Annotated in this window: 16 protein-coding genes; 2 read left to right on the top strand and 14 right to left on the bottom strand. The window is 71.5% G+C overall.

All coding sequences use genetic code 11. The annotated features are described in order from the left end of the window. Positions 1 to 11: 11 nt before the first annotated feature. Together G407_RS0113585 and G407_RS0113580 are read right to left on the bottom strand one after the other, a co-directional pair. Positions 12 to 1,040 (bottom strand): TRAP transporter substrate-binding protein, encoded by a 1,029-nt coding sequence (locus G407_RS0113585; RefSeq protein WP_029031229.1) that lies wholly within the window; start codon positions 1,038 to 1,040, stop codon positions 12 to 14. A gap of 107 nt (positions 1,041 to 1,147) precedes the next feature. Continuing rightward, positions 1,148 to 2,008 carry a helix-turn-helix domain-containing protein gene (locus tag G407_RS0113580; RefSeq protein ID WP_280742379.1) on the bottom strand — a complete coding sequence of 287 codons (861 nt, stop codon included), beginning with the start codon at positions 2,006 to 2,008 and terminating at the stop codon, positions 1,148 to 1,150. 276 nt (positions 2,009 to 2,284) lie between these two features. Here G407_RS0113580 and pyrC point away from each other — a divergent pair, with 276 nt between their 5' ends. After that, a complete protein-coding gene (gene pyrC, locus G407_RS0113575) occupies positions 2,285 to 3,328 on the top strand; it encodes a dihydroorotase (protein WP_029031227.1) in 1,044 nt (347 codons plus the stop codon). Between the two features lie 4 nt (positions 3,329 to 3,332). Here the strand turns inward: pyrC and G407_RS27720 are convergent, their stop codons facing one another. From G407_RS27720 to G407_RS0113520, 11 genes are all read right to left on the bottom strand, one after another. Then, a complete protein-coding gene (locus tag G407_RS27720) occupies positions 3,333 to 5,600 on the bottom strand; it encodes a nitric oxide reductase activation protein NorD (protein ID WP_052341350.1) in 2,268 nt (755 codons plus the stop codon). After that, a complete protein-coding gene (locus G407_RS0113565) occupies positions 5,591 to 6,388 on the bottom strand; it encodes a CbbQ/NirQ/NorQ/GpvN family protein (RefSeq protein ID WP_029031226.1) in 798 nt (265 codons plus the stop codon). Before G407_RS0113565 ends, G407_RS27720 begins: the two co-directional genes overlap by 10 nt. A 120-nt stretch (positions 6,389 to 6,508) precedes the next feature. Next, a complete protein-coding gene (locus G407_RS0113560; protein WP_029031225.1) occupies positions 6,509 to 7,546 on the bottom strand; it encodes an aliphatic amidase in 1,038 nt (345 codons plus the stop codon). Between the two features lie 57 nt (positions 7,547 to 7,603). Continuing rightward, positions 7,604 to 8,302: an urea ABC transporter ATP-binding subunit UrtE gene (gene urtE, locus G407_RS0113555; RefSeq protein WP_029031224.1), complete on the bottom strand. Its 699-nt coding sequence runs from the start codon at positions 8,300 to 8,302 to the stop codon at positions 7,604 to 7,606. Then, positions 8,295 to 9,047: an urea ABC transporter ATP-binding protein UrtD gene (urtD, locus tag G407_RS0113550; protein WP_029031223.1), complete on the bottom strand. Its 753-nt coding sequence runs from the start codon at positions 9,045 to 9,047 to the stop codon at positions 8,295 to 8,297. The genes urtE and urtD overlap by 8 nt, the downstream gene beginning before the upstream one ends. Then, entirely contained in the window at positions 9,044 to 10,195 is a 1,152-nt protein-coding gene (gene urtC, locus G407_RS27715) for an urea ABC transporter permease subunit UrtC (RefSeq protein ID WP_084327525.1), read from the bottom strand. Before urtC ends, urtD begins: the two co-directional genes overlap by 4 nt. A gap of 3 nt (positions 10,196 to 10,198) precedes the next feature. Beyond that, positions 10,199 to 11,068: an urea ABC transporter permease subunit UrtB gene (urtB, locus tag G407_RS0113540; RefSeq protein WP_029031222.1), complete on the bottom strand. Its 870-nt coding sequence runs from the start codon at positions 11,066 to 11,068 to the stop codon at positions 10,199 to 10,201. Between the two features lie 95 nt (positions 11,069 to 11,163). Next, entirely contained in the window at positions 11,164 to 12,411 is a 1,248-nt protein-coding gene (locus tag G407_RS0113535) for a transporter substrate-binding domain-containing protein (protein ID WP_029031221.1), read from the bottom strand. Positions 12,412 to 12,670: 259 nt separating this feature from the next. Then, entirely contained in the window at positions 12,671 to 13,348 is a 678-nt protein-coding gene (locus G407_RS27710) for an ANTAR domain-containing response regulator (protein ID WP_052341349.1), read from the bottom strand. A gap of 12 nt (positions 13,349 to 13,360) precedes the next feature. Continuing rightward, positions 13,361 to 14,503, bottom strand: a complete 1,143-nt coding sequence (locus G407_RS0113525) for a transporter substrate-binding domain-containing protein (RefSeq protein ID WP_029031220.1) — start codon at positions 14,501 to 14,503, stop codon at positions 13,361 to 13,363. Positions 14,504 to 14,974: 471 nt separating this feature from the next. Further along, the gene (locus G407_RS0113520; protein WP_029031219.1) at positions 14,975 to 16,219 is read right to left on the bottom strand and encodes a flavin-dependent oxidoreductase; all 1,245 of its coding nucleotides are present in this window, start codon (positions 16,217 to 16,219) and stop codon (positions 14,975 to 14,977) included. A gap of 471 nt (positions 16,220 to 16,690) precedes the next feature. Between G407_RS0113520 and G407_RS32370 the strand changes: the two genes are divergently transcribed. Next, on the top strand, positions 16,691 to 18,106 hold the full coding sequence (locus tag G407_RS32370) for an exopolysaccharide biosynthesis polyprenyl glycosylphosphotransferase (protein ID WP_084327524.1): 1,416 nt from the start codon (positions 16,691 to 16,693) through the stop codon (positions 18,104 to 18,106). Here the strand turns inward: G407_RS32370 and G407_RS30520 are convergent. Next, positions 18,093 to 19,283 carry a right-handed parallel beta-helix repeat-containing protein gene (locus tag G407_RS30520; RefSeq protein WP_029031218.1) on the bottom strand — a complete coding sequence of 397 codons (1,191 nt, stop codon included), beginning with the start codon at positions 19,281 to 19,283 and terminating at the stop codon, positions 18,093 to 18,095. The two genes, G407_RS32370 and G407_RS30520, sit on opposite strands and share 14 nt — an antisense overlap. Between the last annotated feature and the right edge of the window lie 26 nt (positions 19,284 to 19,309).

Raw genomic sequence — 19,309 nt, 5'->3', positions numbered from 1 at the left:
CATGCCGGCGATCACTCGCCGGTCACGTCCGCGTACTGGTCCTCGTAGACGTCGACGATCGCCTGTCCCGCGTCGCCGGCCAGCCCGAGATAGGCGTCGCGGGCGCGGGGATACATGGCCTCGCGCAGGGTGGCGCGCTCCTCGTCGGTAAGCTCGCGCACGTTCATGCCGGCTTCCGTGAGGCGCTCGAGAGCGGCCTGCTGGGACGCCTCCTTGATCTCCTCGACCTGCGGGCGGACCTCGTCGAAGGCGGCGACGATCACGTCGCGGTATTCCTGCGGCAGCGAGGCCCACCAGCCCGGGTTGAACAGGACGATGTCCTCGTTGGCGCCGTGGCCGGACACGAGCAGGTTGTCCTGGACCTCGTTGTACTTCATCGTGGCGATCGTATCGAGGGCGTTCTCCTGCCCGTCGACCACGCCCGTCTGCAGCGCGGTGTAGAGCTCACCGAAGGGGAGCGCCACGGCGGAGGCGCCGACCGCGTTGAACTGCTCGATCAGCACGGGCGAATCCATCACGCGGAAGCGCTGGCCCTCGAAGGCGTCGACGCCCTCGAGCGGCTTGTTCGAGGTGAAGCTCTTGCGTCCGTTCGGCCAAATGGCGATCGCCTCGAAGCCGCGCGGCTCGAAGCTGTCGAGCACGGCCTGGCCGAAGGCGCCGGTGCGCAGCGCGTTCGCCTGCTCGCGGTCGGCGGGGTAGACGAACGGCACGTCGAGGATCGACACCGCCGGGTTGAAGCCCGCCAGGAAGGCGGCGGGGGAGACGGTGCCCTCGATGACGCCGAGCTGCACGCCCTCGTTCATCTCGCGCGCCTGGCCGAGCTGGCCGGCGGGATAGAGCTGGAACACGACGGCGCCGTCGGTGCGTTCCGCCACGAGGTCGGCGACCATCTCCAGGCCCTGGTGCCGCGGCTGCTGGGGCGACTCGAGATGCCCGATGCGGGCGGTGAATTCCTGGGCCGCCACGGAGCCCGACATCGGGCCGGCGACGACGGCGGCGGCGAGGCCGGCCGCGAGAACGAGTGTGCGCCTTGAGATCATCGAGGGTGTCCCCTTGTTTCTTCCGCTCCGGAAGTACCTAGGGAAGAGCCTCGCCGCGCCCCTGTCAACAGAAAAGTCTCAAAAATGAGACGCGCGCTGCGCGTCTTTTAGGCAGGCTCGACGCCGTGGCGCGCGACGAGCGCCCGCAGGTGCGCGAGCGCCGCGTCACCCCGGAGCGCGCTGGCGCGAAGCCGCGCGGCGATCTCCTCGTGCAGCGCCATCGGCTCGGGCGCCGAGGTGATCAGCGCGACGCCGAGGCTGACGTTGGGCTGCTCGCCGAGGCGGAACGGCGAGATGGCGAGGACCGAGCGGTCGGGCTGACGGAAGATCTGGAACGTCGTCGCCGGCGTCGGCTCGAGCACGATTCCGATCTCGACGTTCGCCGGCGGGTCGGCCACGAGCGCCGCGATGTGCTCCACCTCCCGCCGCGCTTCCCGGCGACGGCGCAGGATCGTCGCCTCGTCCAGGTCGTAGCGCCCCACCGCTCCGTGGGCGAGGAAGCGCTCGATGTCGGAGGAGGAGATCAGGCTGACGATGGCGGGCTTCGCCGCGCGGAACCAGGCCTTGCGCTCGCGCAGGACCGTCAGCAGCGTCTCCAGCGCCGCGCCGTCCTTGTCGCCCGCGCCGCGTCCCGCGCGTGGTCCCTCCCGCAGAACCTCCGCCAGCATGGCGTCGTAGGCGTCCGACGTCAGGAGGTAGGAGACCGGCCCGAACAGCCCGACCACCTCGTGGGAGGCCTCCTCCAGCTGGCGCATGCGCTCGAAGAAGGCCACCGCCGTCGGCACGTACTCGATGCCGGCGCCGAGCAGGCTCGCGAGCGAGGTGTCGAGCACGTCGGCGATGCCGGCCAGCGTCTCGATCTTGGGGATCTGGCCCTGCTCGGCGCGGTAGAGCGCTGCGCGCGAGATTCCGATGCGCGCCGCGACGTCCTCCGGCGTCAGCCCGCGGCCCATGCGGAAGGCGCGCAGGCGCGCGCCGACGTCCGAGAGGCGGATGCGCTGGCTCGGCTCGGCGGCGGGGGCGGGATCGGTGGCGTCCGTGACGGCGCGCCGGTCGGGGCCGGGAATCGGGGCGTCTCCATCTCTCGTTTCGCGGCGATCCTGGCCGCAGCCGCGTGCGGGGGCAAGCCGTCGCCCGTCGGGGAAATCGCGGCCCGCCCGGCGGTTTTTCCGAATTGCCGAGCGGCGCCGGAGGGCGTAGGTCCGGTCTCCCGCGCAGGGCGCGCGGGGAGGACGGAGGGACGCATGCGCACGATCACGATCCGCCAGCCGGCCGACATGCACGTCCACTTCCGCGACGGCGCCATGCTGCGCACCGTCGTGCCCTATACGGCCCGCGCGGTCCACGCCGCGATCGTGATGCCGAACCTCTCCCCGCCGGTGACGAGCGCGGCGATGGCCGCCGCCTATCGCGAGCGGATTCTCGCCGCCGTGCCGGAGGGCTGCGACTTCACGCCCCTGATGACCTGCTACCTCACGGACGACACCGATCCTTCGGACCTGGTGCGCGGGCACGCCGAGGGCGTCTTCACCGCGGCGAAGCTCTATCCCGCCAACGCCACGACGAACTCCGCCCACGGGGTCAGCGATATCCGCAAGCTCGACCGCGTGCTCGCGGCGATGGAGGAGGCGGGCATCCCGCTGCTCACCCATGGCGAGGTGGTGGGGCCGCACGTCGACATGTTCGACCGCGAGCACCGCTTCCTCGACGACGTGCTCGCGCCGACGCTCGCGCGCTTCCCGAAGCTGCGCGTCGTGATGGAGCACGTCACGACCCGCGAGGCGGTGGCCTTCGTGCGCGCTCATCCGGAGCGCATGGGCGCGACGATCACCCCGCAGCACCTGATCTACAACCGCAACGCCCTCTTCGCCGGTGGGCTCCGCCCCCACATGTTCTGCCTGCCGATCCTCAAGCGCGAGGAGCATCGCCTGGCGCTGCGCGAGGCGGCGACGAGCGGGGAGCGGCAGTTCTTCCTGGGCACCGACACGGCGCCCCACCTGCGCGACGACAAGGAGAGCGCCTGCGGCTGCGCCGGCGTGTTCTCGGCCCCCGTGGCCATCGAGGCCTATCTCGGCGTCTTCGCCGAGGAGGACGCGCTCGACCGCTTCGAGGCCTTCGCCTCCCTCAACGGCCCCGCCTTCTACGGCCGCGCGCCGTCCGAGCGGCGCGTCACCTATGTCGAGCGCGCCCGCCCGGTGATGCGCGCCCTCGAGGTGCCCGAGCACGGCGAGCTCGTGCCGCTGTTCTCGGAGGGCGAGACGCGCTGGTCGCCGGAGGCGGCGGCGTAGCCCGTCAACGCACGAGCCGGCAATAGACCTGCGGCAGGCGGTCCGGCAGGGCCTCGACCCGGGGCAGGTGGGCGACATTGGCGCGGCCGAACACGGTGGCGAGCGCGGCATCGTCGCGCGGCGCGACCGCCACGCAGAAGGCGTCCACGCCGAGCGCGGCGGCCTCCTGCACGGCCTTGCGCGCGTCCTCGACGAGATGGCGCGGGTCGGGGCAATCGACGTCCGACGGCTCGCCGTCGGTGACGAGGAGGATCAGCCGGCGATGGGCCCGGCAGTCGGCGAGCGCCCGGGTCGCCATGCGCAGCGCCGCGCCCATGCGCGTCGAGAAGCCGGGCCGCAAGCCCGCGAGGCGGCTCTTCGCGGCGGCCGCGAAGGGCTCGTCGAAGCCCTTGACGCGGGTGTAGTGCAGCTTCTCGCGCCCGTCCGAGGCGAAGGCGTGCACGGCGAAGGGGTCGCCGAGCGCATGGAGCACGCTGGAGAGGACGGCGGTGGCGTCGCGCAGGACGGAGAACACCGAGGTGGTCGTCCCGCCGATCGTGTCCTTGGTCGATTCCGAGATGTCGAGCAGGAGAACGAGGGCGACGTCGCGCTCGGCGATGCGCACGGTCTCGAACACCCGCGGGTCGGGCGCGAGGCCGAGACGCTGGTCGAGCACCGCGCCGATGGCGGCGTCGAGGTCGAGCCGCTCGCCCTCCGCCTGCCGGCGCAGCCGCTTCGGCCGGCCGACCCGCGCCTGCCGCACCAGCGCCTCGGTACGCAGCAGCGTCGCCGGACGCGCCTCGATCCAGCGATCGACGAGATGCGCGGGGGCGGTGCGGGGCCGCTCGTCGAGGACACTCACCCAGTCGGGCCGCAGGCGCCCGGCGCGGTAGTCCCACTCGGGCAGACGGAGGACGGGCCGGCCCTCCTCGGCGGCGTCGCGCGGGCGGGCCGGAGCGGGAGGCGCGTCGGCGCCGCGCTCGCGGCGATCGCGATCGGGGGGCGTCGCGGGACTCTCGGTCGCCTCGATGCGCACGGCCTGCGCGGCGATCTCCGGCGCGTCGACGGGCGGCGGCGCGTCCGGCTCGAACAGCCACAGGCCGGAATTGTCGTCGCGGTAGACCGGCTGGGGCACGTATCCCTTGGCGTCGAACCGCACCCGCATCTGGCCGAGGTCGTTGCCGAGCACCCCGGCGGCGCGGCGCAGCGTGCCGGGATGCGGATCGGCCAGCGCCTCCTCGAGGAGCGCGCGGCCCCGCATCACCCAGGGCGCATCGTCGCGGAAATTCGGGTCGACCAGCGCGCGGGAGAGCCGCGCCAGCAGGTTCTCGGCCGTCTGCGCGCCCTCGGCGCGCGCGGTGTGGAAGGGCAGCCACAGCCGCGCGAGGCCCGGCAGCGCCGCCATCGCCAGCCGCTCGACCCGCGCGTCCTCCATCAGCGAGACGATCGCGATCTGGACCGGCTTCAGCGTCCCCGGGTCGAGGCGGCCGCTGCCGAACGCGAGGTGGGCGCCGACATGGGCGAGGGCGGCGCGCTCGAGCCCTGCGGCCGCCGCGCCGCGATAGCCGCGGAAGCTCTCCGGCAGGAGGACGAGGCGCCCGTCGAAGCGCGTGCGCCGCGCCGCCCGCGGGTCGCCCTCGACGCTCGCGGGGCGCACGAGCAGGTGGACGCCGAACAGCGCGGCGACGAAGCGCGACAGGCCCGGCGCGCGCTCGGCGAGCGGCCGCTCCCCGGCCTCGGCCTCGAGCGCGGCGCGCCCCTCCCGGGAGGACAGGCCGACGAAGGCGACGAGCCGCCGCGCATCGGCTCCGGCCAGCGCGAGGCCGGTCTCGACGAAGGCGTCGAGGGCGTCGGGGTCGAGCCGGGCGAGGAGGAGGTGGCTCGTGCGCACGAGCGGCTCGACGGCGGCCGGCCCGCGCGGCGCGAGGCGCACGAGCGTGCCGAGGACGCGTGCGACGTCGTCCCGCGTCGGCAGCCGGGGCAGGAGCCGGGGGATCTCCGTGAGCGTCGCGACCGCGGCGCGGCGGCCGGCGCGCTCGAGGAGGACGGGGGCGTGCTCGGAAAGGAGCGCGACCGCCTCGCCGCGGCCCGCCTCGAGGCAGGCCTGCGCCGCGTCGATCAGGCTCGCCGCGGGAAGCGAGGACGGGCCGGCCCGCTCGGCGAGGGCCGAGAGCCCGGCGCGCCAGGCGGTTTCGGCGTCTGGGCCGGCGGCGGCGCGCAGGCGCGCGGCGAGCGCCTCGATCCGCGCCCTCGGAGGTGTCCCCGCCGGGTCCTGGCCGGATGCTAGAGGCACGCGTCGATCGCCTCGGCGAGGGTGCGGCGCAGGTCCGGCTCGTCCGTGAGCGGCAGGACGATGGCGATCTCGGCCGCGACGGCGGCCGCGATGCCGCGCCCCATCAGCCGCCCCGCCTGGATCAGCATGCGCGTCGAGGCGCCCTCGTCGAGGCCGTGGCCCTTCAGGTTGCGGCTGCGCTGGGCGATGCGCACGAGGAGCTCCGCCGCGTCGAGGTCGATTCCCGCCTCGCGGGCGACGATCCGCGCCTCCCGGGCGGAATCGGGATAGCCGAAGTCCAGTGCGACGAAGCGCTGCTTGGTGGATTCCTTCAGGTCCTTGAGCACGCTCTGGTAGCCGGGATTGTAGGAGATCACGAGCTGGAAGTCGGGATGGGCGCGCACCAGCTCGTTCCTCTTCTCGAGCGGCAGCACCCGGCGGTCGTCCGTGAGCGGGTGGATCACGACGGTCGTGTCCTGGCGCGCCTCGACGATCTCGTCGAGATAGCAGATGGCGCCGTGGCGCACGGCGAGCGTCAGGGGCCCGTCGTGCCAGCGGGTGCCGTCCACGTCGAGCAGGAAGCGGCCGACGAGGTCGGAGGCGGTCATGTCCTCGTGGCAGGCCACCGTGACGAGCGGGCGCCCGAGCCGCCAGGCCATGTGCTCGACGAAGCGCGTCTTGCCGCAGCCGGTCGGGCCCTTGATCATCACCGGCTGGCGCAGCGCGTGGGCGGCGGCGAAGAGGTCGATCTCGTCGCCCTGCGGCGCGTAGAAGGGCTCGGCGTCGATGCGGTAGTCGGAGAGGGGCATCTCGTGTTCCCTGGTCGGGAGCGCGGGCGGACGCCCGCGGAGGGTTGCGGGCCGTCCCGGGTGCGGCCGGGCCGGCCCGCGCGAGCGCTCGTGCTCGGGGTCTAGAGCATCGGCGGATGCTCAGCGGTGGGCGGAGCGCTCGTTGGGGATGCCCTCGATCGGGCATTCGTCGGTGCCGGCGGTGGAGCGGGTGATGGCCTCGACCATCTCGCGGGTCCCCTCCGGGTCGGAGATCCACTTCTGGTAGAAGTCGTAGGGGCAGGCGGCCACGCCCTTGTCGCTTTCGCCGGAGTTGATCATGCCGGTGTAGCCGCGGTGCACGAGCTTGTAGAGGTGGTTCTGCGACTGCATGTTGCGCCGCGCGTCGCGGATCAGCGACTTCGAGAGCGCGGCGTACTGGATGCCGTAATCCTCCTCGCCGCACTCGCCGAGCGTGCGGCCGTCGAAGCCGATCAGCGCCGAGTGGCCGAAGTAGGAATACACCCCGTCGAACCCGGCGGCGTTCGCCACCGCGACGTAGACGTTGTTGGCGAAGGCCATCGCCTTCGACATGATCACCTGCTGCTCCTTGGCGGGGTACATGTAGCCCTGGCAGCGCACGATCAGCTCGGCGCCCTTCATGGCGCAGTCGCGCCAGATCTCCGGATAGTTGCCGTCGTCGCAGATGATGAGGCTGACCTTGAGCCCCTTCGGCCCCTCGGACACGTAGGTGCAGTTGCCGGGATACCAGCCCTCGATCGGGACCCAGGGCATGATCTTGCGGTACTTCTGCACGATCTCGCCCTGGTCGTTCATCAGGATGAGCGTGTTGTAGGGCGCCTTGTTCGGATGCTCCTCGTGCTGCTCCCCGGTGAGCGAGAACACGCCCCAGACCTTGGCCTTGCGGCAGGCCTCGGCGAAGATCGCCGTCTCCTCGCCCGGGCAGGCGGAGGCGGTCTCGTACATCTCCTTCTGGTCGTACATGATGCCGTGGGTCGAGTATTCGGGGAAGATCACGAGATCCATCCCGGGCAGCCCGACCTTCATGCCCTCGATCATCGTCGCGATCTTGCGGGCGTTGTCGAGCACCTCGGCCCGGGTGTGCAGGCGCGGCATCTTGTAGTTGACGACCGCCACGCCGACGGTGTCGTTGCTGCTGGAAATATCGCCGTGAAGCATGGGTCTTTCCTCCGTATGGGAACGTGCGTTGTCCGGCGCGGACGGCGGCCGTGGTGGTCAGACCGCCATGTGCCGGTGCACCAGGTCGTCCGTCAGGTCGGCGACGGCCCCGGCGGCGACGACGTGCCCCTTCTCCAGGATGGCGAAGGAGGAGGAGGCGCGCCGCGCGAACGCGATGTCCTGCTCCACGAGCACGATCGTGATGCCGAGCTTGCGATTGAGGGAGACGATGGCCTCCTCGATCTGCTCGACGATGTTGGGCTGGATGCCCTCCGCCGGCTCGTCGAGCAGGATGATGCGCGGGTCGGTGAGCAGCGCACGCCCGATGGCGAGCTGCTGCTGCTGGCCGCCCGAGAGGTTGCCCCCGGCGCGGGTGCGGAAGTCCTTGAGCACCGGGAACATGTCGTAGACGAGCGCCTGCAGCTCGGCCCCGCGCCCGCTCGTGCGGGCGAAGCCGCCGAGCGCGAGGTTCTCCTCCACCGTGAAGCGCGGCAGGATCCCGCGGCCCTGGGGCACGTAGCCGACACCGGCGCGGGCGCGCTCGTGGGTCTTCAGCGCGGCGAGGTCGCGACCGTCGAGCCGGATCGTGCCGGCGGTGCGGTCGAGGAGACCGAGGATGGCGCGCATCAGCGTGGTCTTGCCCACGCCGTTGCGGCCGAGCACGGACAGGAAGCCGCCGCCCGCCACCGCGAGCGAGACCCCGTGCAGGGCCTGGGCGTTGCCGTAGAAGCCGTCGAGGCGGTCGATCTCAAGCACCGGCGATCCCCATCGTTCCGAGGTAGACCTCGCGGACACGCGCGTCGGCGGAGATCTCCGCCACGCCGCCTTCCGCGAGCAGTGCGCCCTGGTGCATGACGGAGATCACGTCCCCGATCTCGCGCACGAAGCCCATGTCGTGCTCGACGACGACGATCGTGTGCTTGCCCTTCAGGCGCTGGCAGATGTCGGCGGTCTTCGCCGTCTCCTGGTGGGTCATTCCCGCGGTGGGCTCGTCGAGCAGGATGAGCTCGCTGTCCTGCGCGAGCAGGAGCGCGATCTCGAGCCATTGCGTCTGGCCGTGCGAGAGGTTGGCGGCGGGGTCGTCGAGCACGTCGGCGAGCCCGACGAACTCGGCGAGCGCCTCGAGCCCGTCGCCCGCCGGGGTACGCGCCCGGCGCAGGAGCGTCGCCAACACGCCGGTCTCCCGGCACATGGCGACCTCGAGGTTGTCGCGCACGGTGAGCTGCCGGAAGACGCTCGGCACCTGGAACTTGCGGCCCACCCCGGCACGGGCGATCTCGTGCTCCTCGAGCCGCGAGAGTTCGCGCCCGTCCAGCGTGATCGAGCCGGAATCGGCCTTGGTCTTGCCGCAGATCAGGTCGAGCGCGGTGGTCTTGCCGGCGCCGTTGGGGCCGATGAGGCAGCGCAGCTCCCCCTTGCCGACCGACAGCCGCAGGCCGTCGACCGCCTTGAAGCCGTTGAAGCTGACGCTCACGTCGGTGAGCGCGAGATGCGGGGTCATGAGCGCTCTCCCGTTCCGGGTGCCGCCACGGGCGCGATCGGCTCGGCCGGCCGGGCGCGGGCGGCGGCGAGCCGCGCGCGGACGATCTCGACGAGACCGGCGAGCCCCTGGGGCAGGAAGAGGACGACGGCGACGAAGACGACGCCCATCACCAGCGTCCAGGTCTCGAGGAAGGCCTCGCTCTCGGACAGGGCCCCCTGCATCGCCGCGATGACGATGGCGCCGAGCATGGCGCCCGCGAGGCTCTGGCGGCCGCCGACGGCACACCAGATCACGATGGACAGCGACAGCGGCACGCCGAGGAAGGTCGGCGAGGCGAACTCCATCACGACCGTGTAGAGCATGCCCGCGAGCCCCGCGACGGCGGCGGAGACCGCCATCGCCATCACCTTGTAGGAGGCGACGTCGTAGCCGAAGAAGCGCACCCGCCGCTCGTCGTCGCGGATCGCCTGCAGGATCAGCCCTGCCTTGGAGCGCGTCACCGCCAGGCAGGCGAAGAGCGAGAGCGTGAGGCAGGTCGCGACGAGGTAGTAGGTCGACTTCGAGTAGGCGTCGAAGGTGATGCCGAAGAGGCTCAGCTGGGCGAGGTCGGTGATGCCGTTGAAGCCGCCGGTATAGGCCTGCATGTCGATGACGAGCAGGTTGGCGACGACGAGGCTCGCGAGCGTGATGATCGCGACGAACACGCCGGTGACGCGCCCCCGGAACATGAACCAGCCGAGCACCGCGGCGACGAGGGCGGGCGCGAGGAGCCCCGCCGCGATGGCGAAGGTCGTCGAGTGGAAGGGCACCCACAGCCAGGGCAGGGTCTCGACGTTGTTCCAGACCATGAAGTCCGGCAGGCCGTCCGAGCCCGTGTGCGTCGGCACCGTGCGCAGCTTCAGCGTCATCGCCATGCAGTAGGAGCCGATGCCGAAGCTCAGCGCGTGGCCGAGGTTGAGGATGCCGGCGTAGCCCCAGGCGAGGGCGAGCGACATCGCGACCATGCCGAGCACGAGGTAGCGGGCGTAGCGGTTGAGCAGGAAGTCGTTGTCCACCAGCACGGGGACGAGGAAGACCGCCAGGCAGATCGCGGCGTAGGCGGCGATCTGCAGCCGGCCCTCGCGCAGGTGGCGGGAGATGTGGCGGGAGGTTTCGCGCTTGGTCATGGCTCAGCTCCGCACCTTGGCGACGAACAGGCCCTGCGGGCGGAAGCGAATGATCACGACGATCGCGACGAGGACGAGCGCCTTGGCCACGGTGTCGTTCGTCACCCAGGCCAGCGAGCCGGTCAGCTGGCCGAGCAGGCCCGCGCTCACCACGGTGCCGAAGAGGCTCTGCACGCCGCCGAGCACTACGACGAAGAAGGCGTCGACGACGTAGGCGGTGCCCATCTCGGGCGACACGCTCTTCAGGGGCGCGACGAGAGCACCGGCGAGCCCGGCGAGGCCCGCGCCGTACGCGAAGGTGAGGGAATAGACGCGGTCGGCGTCGACGCCGAAGCAGGTGGCGGTGTCGCGGTCCTGCACCACGGCGCGCAGGCGCCGGCCGAAGTCGGTCTTGAACATCAGCGCCCAGGTCAGCGCGAACAGCGCGGCGACGACGACGAAGACGAACACCCGGTAGCCGGGGACCGTGACGCCCAGGATCGACACCGTGGCGGTGAGCACCTCCGGCATCTCGACGTAGCGCAGCTCGCCGCCAGCGGAGAGGCGCACCACCTGCTGGAGGATGATGCCGATGCCCCAGGTCGCGAGGATCGTGTCGAGCGGGCGCCGGTAGAGGAAGCGGATTACCCCGCGCTCGACCGCCCAGCCGAAGGCCCCGACGAGGAGGAAGACGAAGACGAGGCTCGACAGGAGCCCGAGGCCGAAGAACGTGTTCAGCGCCCAGGTGCTATAGGCGCCGAGCATCAGGAACTCGCCGTGCGCCATGTTGATGACGCCCATCGAGCCGTAGATCAGCGCCAGGCCGAGCGCGACGAGCAGCAGGATCGAGCCGATGCTGAGCCCCGTCATCACTTGCTGAAGGAAGAATTCCAAGGCGACCTCCTCGCCGGGTTCACGAAAGGGGAGGGGGCGGCGCCGCGCGCCGCGCCCCGAAGGCGCGCCCCGGAGGCACGCGCCGTGCGCGCCGATCAGCCCTCGACGAGGCCGTTCACGGTGCAGACCTGCCCGGGATAGGCGGCGTAGGGGTCGGGCCGCAGCCAGTCGGAGGAGGAGCGCAGCACCTCGAACTGGCCGTCCGAGCGGGCGACCGCGATCTTCGGCCACAGCCAGGCGTGCAGGTTGTCCGGATCGATGCGGATGCGCCCCTGCGGCGCCATCAGCTCCTCGCCGCGCACCGCCTCGCGGATGGTCGGCGGATCGATGTCGCTCGCCGCGAGCTTCTCGACCGCCTGCTTGAACAGGTAGACCTGGAAGTAGGAGGGCTCGGAGACGAAGTGCGTGACCTTGTCGCCGCCCCAGCGGCGCTGGTAGGCCTCGACGAAGCGCTGGTTCTCCGGGCTGTCGTGGACCATGAAGTAGGGCGCGGAGGTGAAGTGCCCCGCCGCGGCGTCGCCGCCCATGGCCGCCACCTCGTTCTCGGAGGTGGTGAGGGACGCCATCGGCATGGTCTCGGGATCGAGCCCCGCGGCGCGGTACTGGCGGTGGAAGGCCACGACCGAGTCGCCCACCACGGTGGAGAAGATCACGTTGGGCTGCGTCGAGCGGATCTTGTTGATGACCGAGGAGAACTCGGAGTGGCCCAGCGGCACGTACTCCTCGTCGACGACCTCGCCGCCGAGCTCGGCCAGGAGCTTCCTGCAGTAGTTGTTCTCCTCCTTCGGGTAGATGTAGTTCGAGCCGATGAGGTAGAACCGCGGGCCGAAGTTCTCGAACAGCCAGGGGATGAACTCGTCCTGCTGCTGGTTCGGAACGGCGCCGGTGTAGATGACGTTCTTCGAGCACTCGCGGCCCTCGTAGAGGGTCGGGTACCAATACAGGTTGTCGCGCCGCTCGAACACCGGCAGAACCGCCTTGCGGCTCGCCGAGGTGTAGGAGCCGAACACCGAGACGCAGCGATCGCCCACGACGAGCTTGCGCGCCTTCTCGGCGAAGGTCGCGGGATCGGAGGCGGGGTCCTCGACGATCGGCACGATGCGCATGCCGTTGATGCCGCCGGCCTCGTTGATCTCCTCGATGGCCAGCAGCGTCGCCTTGTTGAGCGATTCCTCGATGATGCCGGTCGTCCCCGTCAGCGAGAACAGGACGCCGACCTTGATCTCGCCGCCCTGGGCGCGGGCGAGGCCGGCATTCTTGCTCCAGATGTGCGGGAAGCCGGTGGCCGCGGCCACCGACGCGGCGGCGGCCCCTTGCAGAAACGTGCGCCTCTTCAACGTCATGTCACCCTCCGGTCGGACACGAAAAAAAGCCCCGTGCGGCCACGCGGTGCGTGGACGGCGACGGGGCTCCATTGCCAAGCTCGTACTGTGCGCGGCGGATCTGCCGCGGGGCGGGCGCGGGTCCTGCGCTGCGACGCGCACGGACACGAAAAAGCCCAGCGAATCCGATCACTCGGATTACAGCTGGGCTGCGACGCCTGCGATGTGAGCCGGCTCCGTTGCCGGCGGGGAATCGCCCTCGGGCGTTCCGGATAGGAAGCTAGCCAAGCAGCTCCTGCGAGTCAACGATGGCGTTGGCCACGGCGCCGATGGAGACGCGCCGGGACATCGCCTGCCGCCGCAGCAGCTGATAGGCCTCGTCCTCGCTCACCGAGTTGCGATGCATGATGATGGTCTTGGCGCGCTCGACGCTGCGCATGTTGCGCAGGTTCTCGTCGAGCTTGTCGATGCGCCCGCGCAGGCGCTTCTCGTAGCGGAAGTGGTCGCGCGCCAGAGCCAGGGTGCACTGCACGCTGAGCGGGTCCGCGGGCAGGACGAGCGCTCCGTGCGCCGCGCAGTCGCGCATCAGGTCCGGCCGGAACGGCGCATGGCGCGGCAGGAGGACGACGAGCGCCGATTCCGGCTCGCCCGGGAGCCAGGGCACGCGCCGCGGCAGGTCGTCGATCAGGACGCAGAACACCGCGTCGAACCCGAGCGGCAGCTGCGGCGGCGGCGGCCAGACGTGGTGCGGCTTGGCGCGCAGCCGCTGCAGCTCGCGCACGAGATCGTCGCCGTGCGCGTCGCGCTCGCACACCACGGCGATGCTCACGTCGGCGAAGGGGAAGGCGGGCCCGGTCCGCGCGGGCTGCGGGGCCCGCGCGGCGGGGGAGGGCGACCGCGGCGCATCGGCCGCGATGGCCCCGCGCCGCGCCGGGGACGGCTGGTTCCGGTCGTGCATCGGGCCCGGTCCTCAGGCGAAGGCCAGGCTGCGGGCGTAGCCGATCAGGTAGGGATCGGCGCGCACGCGGCTCGGCGACTCGTACACGATGTCGAACTGGCCCTGCCGGTTGGCGCGCCCGATGCGGGTCCACAGGTCGGTGTGGCCGCAGACGGGGTTGACGGCGACCTTGCCCTGCGGCGCGTCGAGCTCGACGCCGAGGGCGGAGGTCCGTAGGACCTCCGTGTCGAGCGAGTTCGTCTGCTCGAGCGTCTTGGCGAAGAGATGCACCTGGAAGTAGGCCGCCTCCAGGCACATGTTGGTCGACTGGTCCTCGCCGTAGCGCTTCTTGTAGAGCTGCACGAAGGAGGAGTTGCGCGTCCCGCCGAGCCCCTGGAAATAGGGCGCCGCGGTGACGTGGCCCTCGCCGACGTCGTGGCCCATGGCCTGGATCTCGGCCTCCGTCGTGGTGAGGCTGGCGATCGGCGTCACCTTCGGGTCGAAGCCGAAGTCGTGGTAGGTCTGATAGAGGAAGACCGTGCTCTGGCCCACCACGGTGGAGAAGATCACGTCGGGCTGCGCGTCCTTCACCTCGCGCAGCAGCGGCGAGAACTCGCTGCGCTCGGCGTTGAGACGCAGGTAGCGCTCGCCTACGACCTCGCCGCCGCTCGCGCGCACGAGCTCGCCCATGATCCGGTTCGACTCGCGCGGGTAGACGTAGTCCGAGCCGATGAAGAAGAAGCGCCGGCCGTACATCTCCATCAGCAGCCGGCAGAGCTCGACGCTGTTCTGGTTGGGCGCCGCGCCCGTGTAGATGACGTTGGGCGAGAACTCGAAGCCCTCGTAGAGCGTGGGGTACCACAGCAGCCCGTTGAGGCGCTCGACCACCGGCAGGACGGCGCGCCGGCTGCTCGAGGTGTAGCACCCGAAGATCGTGCTCACCCCGTCGTCCACCATCAGCTTCTTGGCGAGGCGCCCGAAAGCCCGCGACTCGGAGCCGGGATCGTAGATCACCGGCTCGATCGGCCGCCCGTTGATCCCGCCCGCCGCGTTGACCTCGTCGATCGCCGTGAGCGTCCCGCGAAGCTGCGTTTCCTCGATGACGGCCATGAAGCCGCTCTGCGAGAAAAGGACGCCCACCCGCCACGGCTCAGTCGTCTGACTGGAGCTGCGCATTCTTGTCCCTCCATCTGGATCGGCGCGGCCGTTCTGCCGTGCGGCCGTCGCCGAAGATCGTCCTAGGTCATGGCACCCGTCCCGGCTTCTCCTCCCGTGCGCGTCTCGCGAAGGGCTCCCATCCTTCGCGGCCGCTGCCGCCGCCGCCGCCCACGTCGTCGTCCCGCACGGGCGGGCTTCGGCGACGGCTGGGCGATAGTGCGTGACTTCCGTTACGGAAGGCAACGGCTTCCGCGGTCTCCGCCACGCTCGGCGCTTCCCACGTGCGCGCCGGTCCCCGGTGCGCACGGCGAAAACAAAAAAGGGCCTTCGCATGGCTCCCGCGGGAGGCATGAGAAGGCCCTCTCGGCTTCGATGTCGCGCGGCCTCGCTGCCGCTCGCCGGCATCGCTGCCGACGATCTCGCACGTTAGCCGAGGTTCCCGGTTTGTCAAATCCGACGCGCGGGGCGCGACCGCCCCGCGCGCAGGGCTCACGCGGCCTTGGCGGCGCCGTCGGCCGCGAAGCCCGCCTTGTGCGCGTAGCCCTTGACGATCGCCTCGCGCTCGGCGTGCCCGAGCACGGCGTCGATGTCCGTGAAACCGTCGGGGGCCAGCGCCTCGACCGCGTCGATGACGCCTTCGGGGCCGCCGCGGCGGTTGGCGCGCACGATCTCGGCGGTCTTGGGCAGGCGCTCGGCCTCGTAGGCGCGAAGCGCGGCCATCGGATGCTCGCAGCCGGCGAGCCGGTCGGCGAGGCAGCGCGCGTCGAGGATCGCCTGGCTCGCCCCGTTGGAGCCGACCGGATACATCGGGTGCGCGGCGTCGCCGAGCAGCGTCACGCGTCCGTGCGTCCAGCGGGGCAGGGGATCGCGGTCGCACATCGGATACTCGAAGAACTCGGGCGTCGCCTCGATCAGCGCGGGAACGTTGAGGTGGCGGATGCGGAAGCGCTCGACGTGCGGCATCAGCTCCTCGCGCCGGCCGGGGCGTGACCAGTCCTCGCGCCGCGGCGGGGGCGTGGTGCCGTCGCCGAGGCGCACGGCGACGGCCCAGTTCATCAGGACCATGCCCGCGCGATAGCCCTCCGCGATCGGGTAGACGACGAGCTTCTCCCGCATGCCGCCGGCGACGATCATCGAGCGGCCCGTGAGGAAGGCCGGCCATTCCGTCGCGCCGCGCCAGAGCATGATGCCGTTCCAGGCGGGCGGGCCCTCCTGCGGGAACAGGCTCGCGCGCACGAAGGAATGGATGCCGTCCGCGCCGATCAGCACGTCGCCGCGTGCCGTCTTCACGTGGCGCCCCTCCCGGTCGAAGAACCAGGCGACGACGCCGCCCTCGTCCTGTGCGTAGGCGCCGAGCCGGCAGCCGGTGTGGATCGCGTCCGCGCCGAGGCGGTCCTTCACCGCCTCGTGGATCACGCTCTGCAGGCGCCCGCGGTGGATGGAGAACTGCGGCACGTCGAAGCCCGCCTCGACACCGCGCGGCTCACGCCAGATCTCCTGGCCGAAGCGGTTCGTGTAGACGAGCTCGGCGGTGCGCAGCGCCACCCTGTCGAGCGCGGGCAGGAGCCCGAGCCGCGCCAGCTCCTTGATGGCGTGGGGGAGGGTGTTGATGCCGACCCCGAGCTCCCGGATCTCGGAGGACTGCTCGTAGATCTCGGCCTCGAGGCCGCGCTCCTTCAGCATCAGGGCCGTGGTCAGCCCGCCGATTCCGCCTCCGACGACGATCGCCTTCATCTCGCGACTTCCCCATTGTTACGCAACGTTCGTTCGTGCCGCGCGATTAAAGCGCAGCCGCGCGCCGGAGTCCAAGCGAACCGGCGGGGCGATGCGGCGAGACGATGCGCGACGACGACCCCGGGGCGTGCGCGAACGTCTCGCAGCGGGCCGACATCGGCGATCTTACGTCGCCCGTCTGGGCGAGATCGAGGCTTCCTCTAGGGAAGCCAACGCGGCCGCGCACCGGCCACGCTGACCCAAATCGTGACAGTCGATGCCCCGCGAGCCCGTCGAGCGGCTCTCGACGACCCGGCCGTCACCGGCCCCGACCCGTCTCCAACCCCTTGCACTGCATAAGCTTTTCCGAAGTGGACGAGGGACCGCGGCGCTCGGGCGGCCGGACGCGCGCATCTGGCATGGAAAATTCTAGTCGAATTCGACGAGCAATGCGCCGATCCCGGATCGGCACAGGTTGCGTGAGGGTTCCGGATGACGACCGTCAACGACCAGGGTGTCCTTTCACCATACCCGAAACGGCTGCGGCGCGCGCCCGCGGCGCTGGGCGTGCTCGCCGTCGAGACGCTGACGATCATCCTCGCCTCTTTCCTCGCCGGCATCTCCTGGCACTACGCCGCCTACCGCGACATCGGGCCCCTCGACCTGTTCCTGCGCGACGGCGTCTCGGTGGCGATCCTGTTCCTGATCGTCTCCAGCCGCGCACCCGGCTATCCGCTCTCCATCCTGCGCGAGGAGGCACCCGGCCCGGGGCTCGCGGCGTCGTGGGCCGTGGCCTTCTCGGCGCATCTGGGCATCGGCTTCCTGGCGAAGTCGCTCGACGAGGTCTCCCGCGGCTCGACGCTGCTGTTCCTGCCGCTGGGTTTCGTCGCGCTCGCGTGGCTGCGCACGGTCCTGGCGCGCACGCTCGGCAACCAGGATTTCGGCGGGCGCGTCCTCGTCGTCGGCAGCGCCGCGCAGATCGCCCGCTTCGGCGCCGACGATCGCGCGCAGCGCTATTCCTGCGTCTCGCTGCCGCTCGCCGATGCCGATCGCTGCGATACGCCGGTCGGTCGCCTGCGGCTCGACGAGCGCATCGCCTCGGGCGTCGCCATGGTGCGGACCTTCGACTGCGACCGGGTGCTGATCCTCGTGCCCTGGGAGGAGCGGGCGGTGATGGACGCGTGCATCCAGGCCTTCCTGGACACGCCGGCGACGATCCACGTCGCCACGCCGCCCGGCTTCGAGACCTTCGCGCGCGCGGCGCGCTACGACGCCGAGCCGCTGCCGAACCTGCGGGTGGCCGGCGCGCCGGCGGGGCCGGTCGTCCACGCCACGAAGCGGGTGATCGACTTCGTGCTCTCGGGCCTCGCGCTGTTCCTGCTCGCACCGCTGCTCACGGCGATCGCGCTCGCGATCCGGCTCGACAGCCCCGGGCCCGCGCTGTTCGTGCAGACGCGGCACGGCTTCAACCAGAAGTCCTTCCGCATCCTCAAGTTCCGCACGATGACGGCGCTCGAGGACGGCCCGACCGTGATCCAGGCGACCCGCGACGACCCGCGTGTGACGCGGCTCGGCCGCTTCCTGCGTCGGTACAATCTCGACGAGCTTCCTCAGCTCGTGAACGTGCTCAAGGGCGAGATGTCCCTCGTCGGGCCGCGCCCGCACGCCGTCGCGCACGACCTCGAGTACCAGCGCCAGATCGCCCGCTACGCGCGCCGCCACAACGTCAAGCCGGGCATCACCGGCTGGGCGCAGGTGCACGGCCTGCGCGGGCGCACCGAGACGGTCGCCAGCATGGAGCGGCGCGTCGCCTTCGACCTCTACTACATCGAGAACCACTCGATCGTGCTCGATCTGCGCATCCTGCTGATGACCCTCTCGCCGCGGGCGTTCCTCAATGCCTATTGAGAGGATCGTCCCGACGGCCGATGGCGGCGCACAGCGCCGGCTCGTCCAGCACGAGGCGCGGGTCGAGGTCGGCCGGCCCCTCGACGAGCGCCGCGTCGGCCCGCGTGGGGGCGCACGTGTCGGCGACCCACAGCGGGTTGGCCGCGCCGTCGGCGCGTGCATAGGCGACGCGGTTGCCCGCGAGGAGATGATGGCCGCACGGCCCACCGTCCTCCGCCGCCTTCCAGACGTAGATCCCCACGTTGGTGAAGGGCCGCGCGCGCGCGACCACGATGTTGTCGACGACGGTCGCGTGCGTGCCGCCGGCAACGCCGATGCCGTACTGCCCGGGGTCGACGAGGACGTTGCCCTCGACCTGCACGTGACCGCCACCGTGATCGCCCACCAGGATGCCTCCGCCGGACGGGCTGGGGCCGCCGCCGAGGATGCGGTTGCCCGCGACGCGGATCGGCGAGGCGGGGGTGCCCTCCGAGCGGAAGAGGTTGATCGCGTCCTCGGGCGCGGCTCGGCCGGGGCGCGAGACGACGACGGTGCAGGCGATCTCGTTGCCGGGACCCGCGACCTTGTCGAGCTGCACGCCCTGGCCGCGCGGGGCCGGTCCCTGCGCGTCGACGAGCCACGTGCCGCGCACGACGACCCCGCGCGAGCGGTGCGCGTAGATCCCCGAAGCCGACCGCTCGATGCTGCCGCCCTCGACGCGCACGTCCGTGGAGCCGTCGACGACGATGCCGCTCTGCCCCGTGTCGGCGACGGCGAGGCCGCGCAGCACGACCGCGCGCGCATTCTCGATCCGCACGCCGGCACCGCCGCAGCCCGCGAGCGAAAGGCCCTCCAGCACGACCCGCGCGGACGCGCGCACGACGACGCAATCCCCCTGCGCGCCCTCCACCCTGAGGTTCCGCAGGACGACGTCCTCGCGGCCCTCGACGACGATCGGCCCGGAGCGCGTGCAGGCGTCACCGCAGCCGCTCGCCGGGCGCTCGCGCATCAACGCCTCGGAGAGCGCCGTCACGCGATCGGCCTCGCCGCGCGCGGGGACGGCGCAGACCGCCAGCAGCACGAGCGCGGCGACCGCGGGGAGGCCGCGAGGCGGCCTTCGTCGCTCCCGCTCCGGGTCCTTCTCGGCGTCCGGCTCCCGGTCGTCCTCCCGGTCCTCCCCCATCGCCACGACCCCCACCCGTCACTCCTGCGACCGAGGCTCCA

Origin of the sequence: Salinarimonas rosea DSM 21201 (genome assembly GCF_000429045.1) — a bacterium.
In the GTDB taxonomy this organism is placed as follows: domain Bacteria; phylum Pseudomonadota; class Alphaproteobacteria; order Rhizobiales; family Beijerinckiaceae; genus Salinarimonas; species Salinarimonas rosea.
Note: the sequence above shows the minus strand (reverse complement) of the source record. Positions and strands in the feature narration are given on the sequence as shown.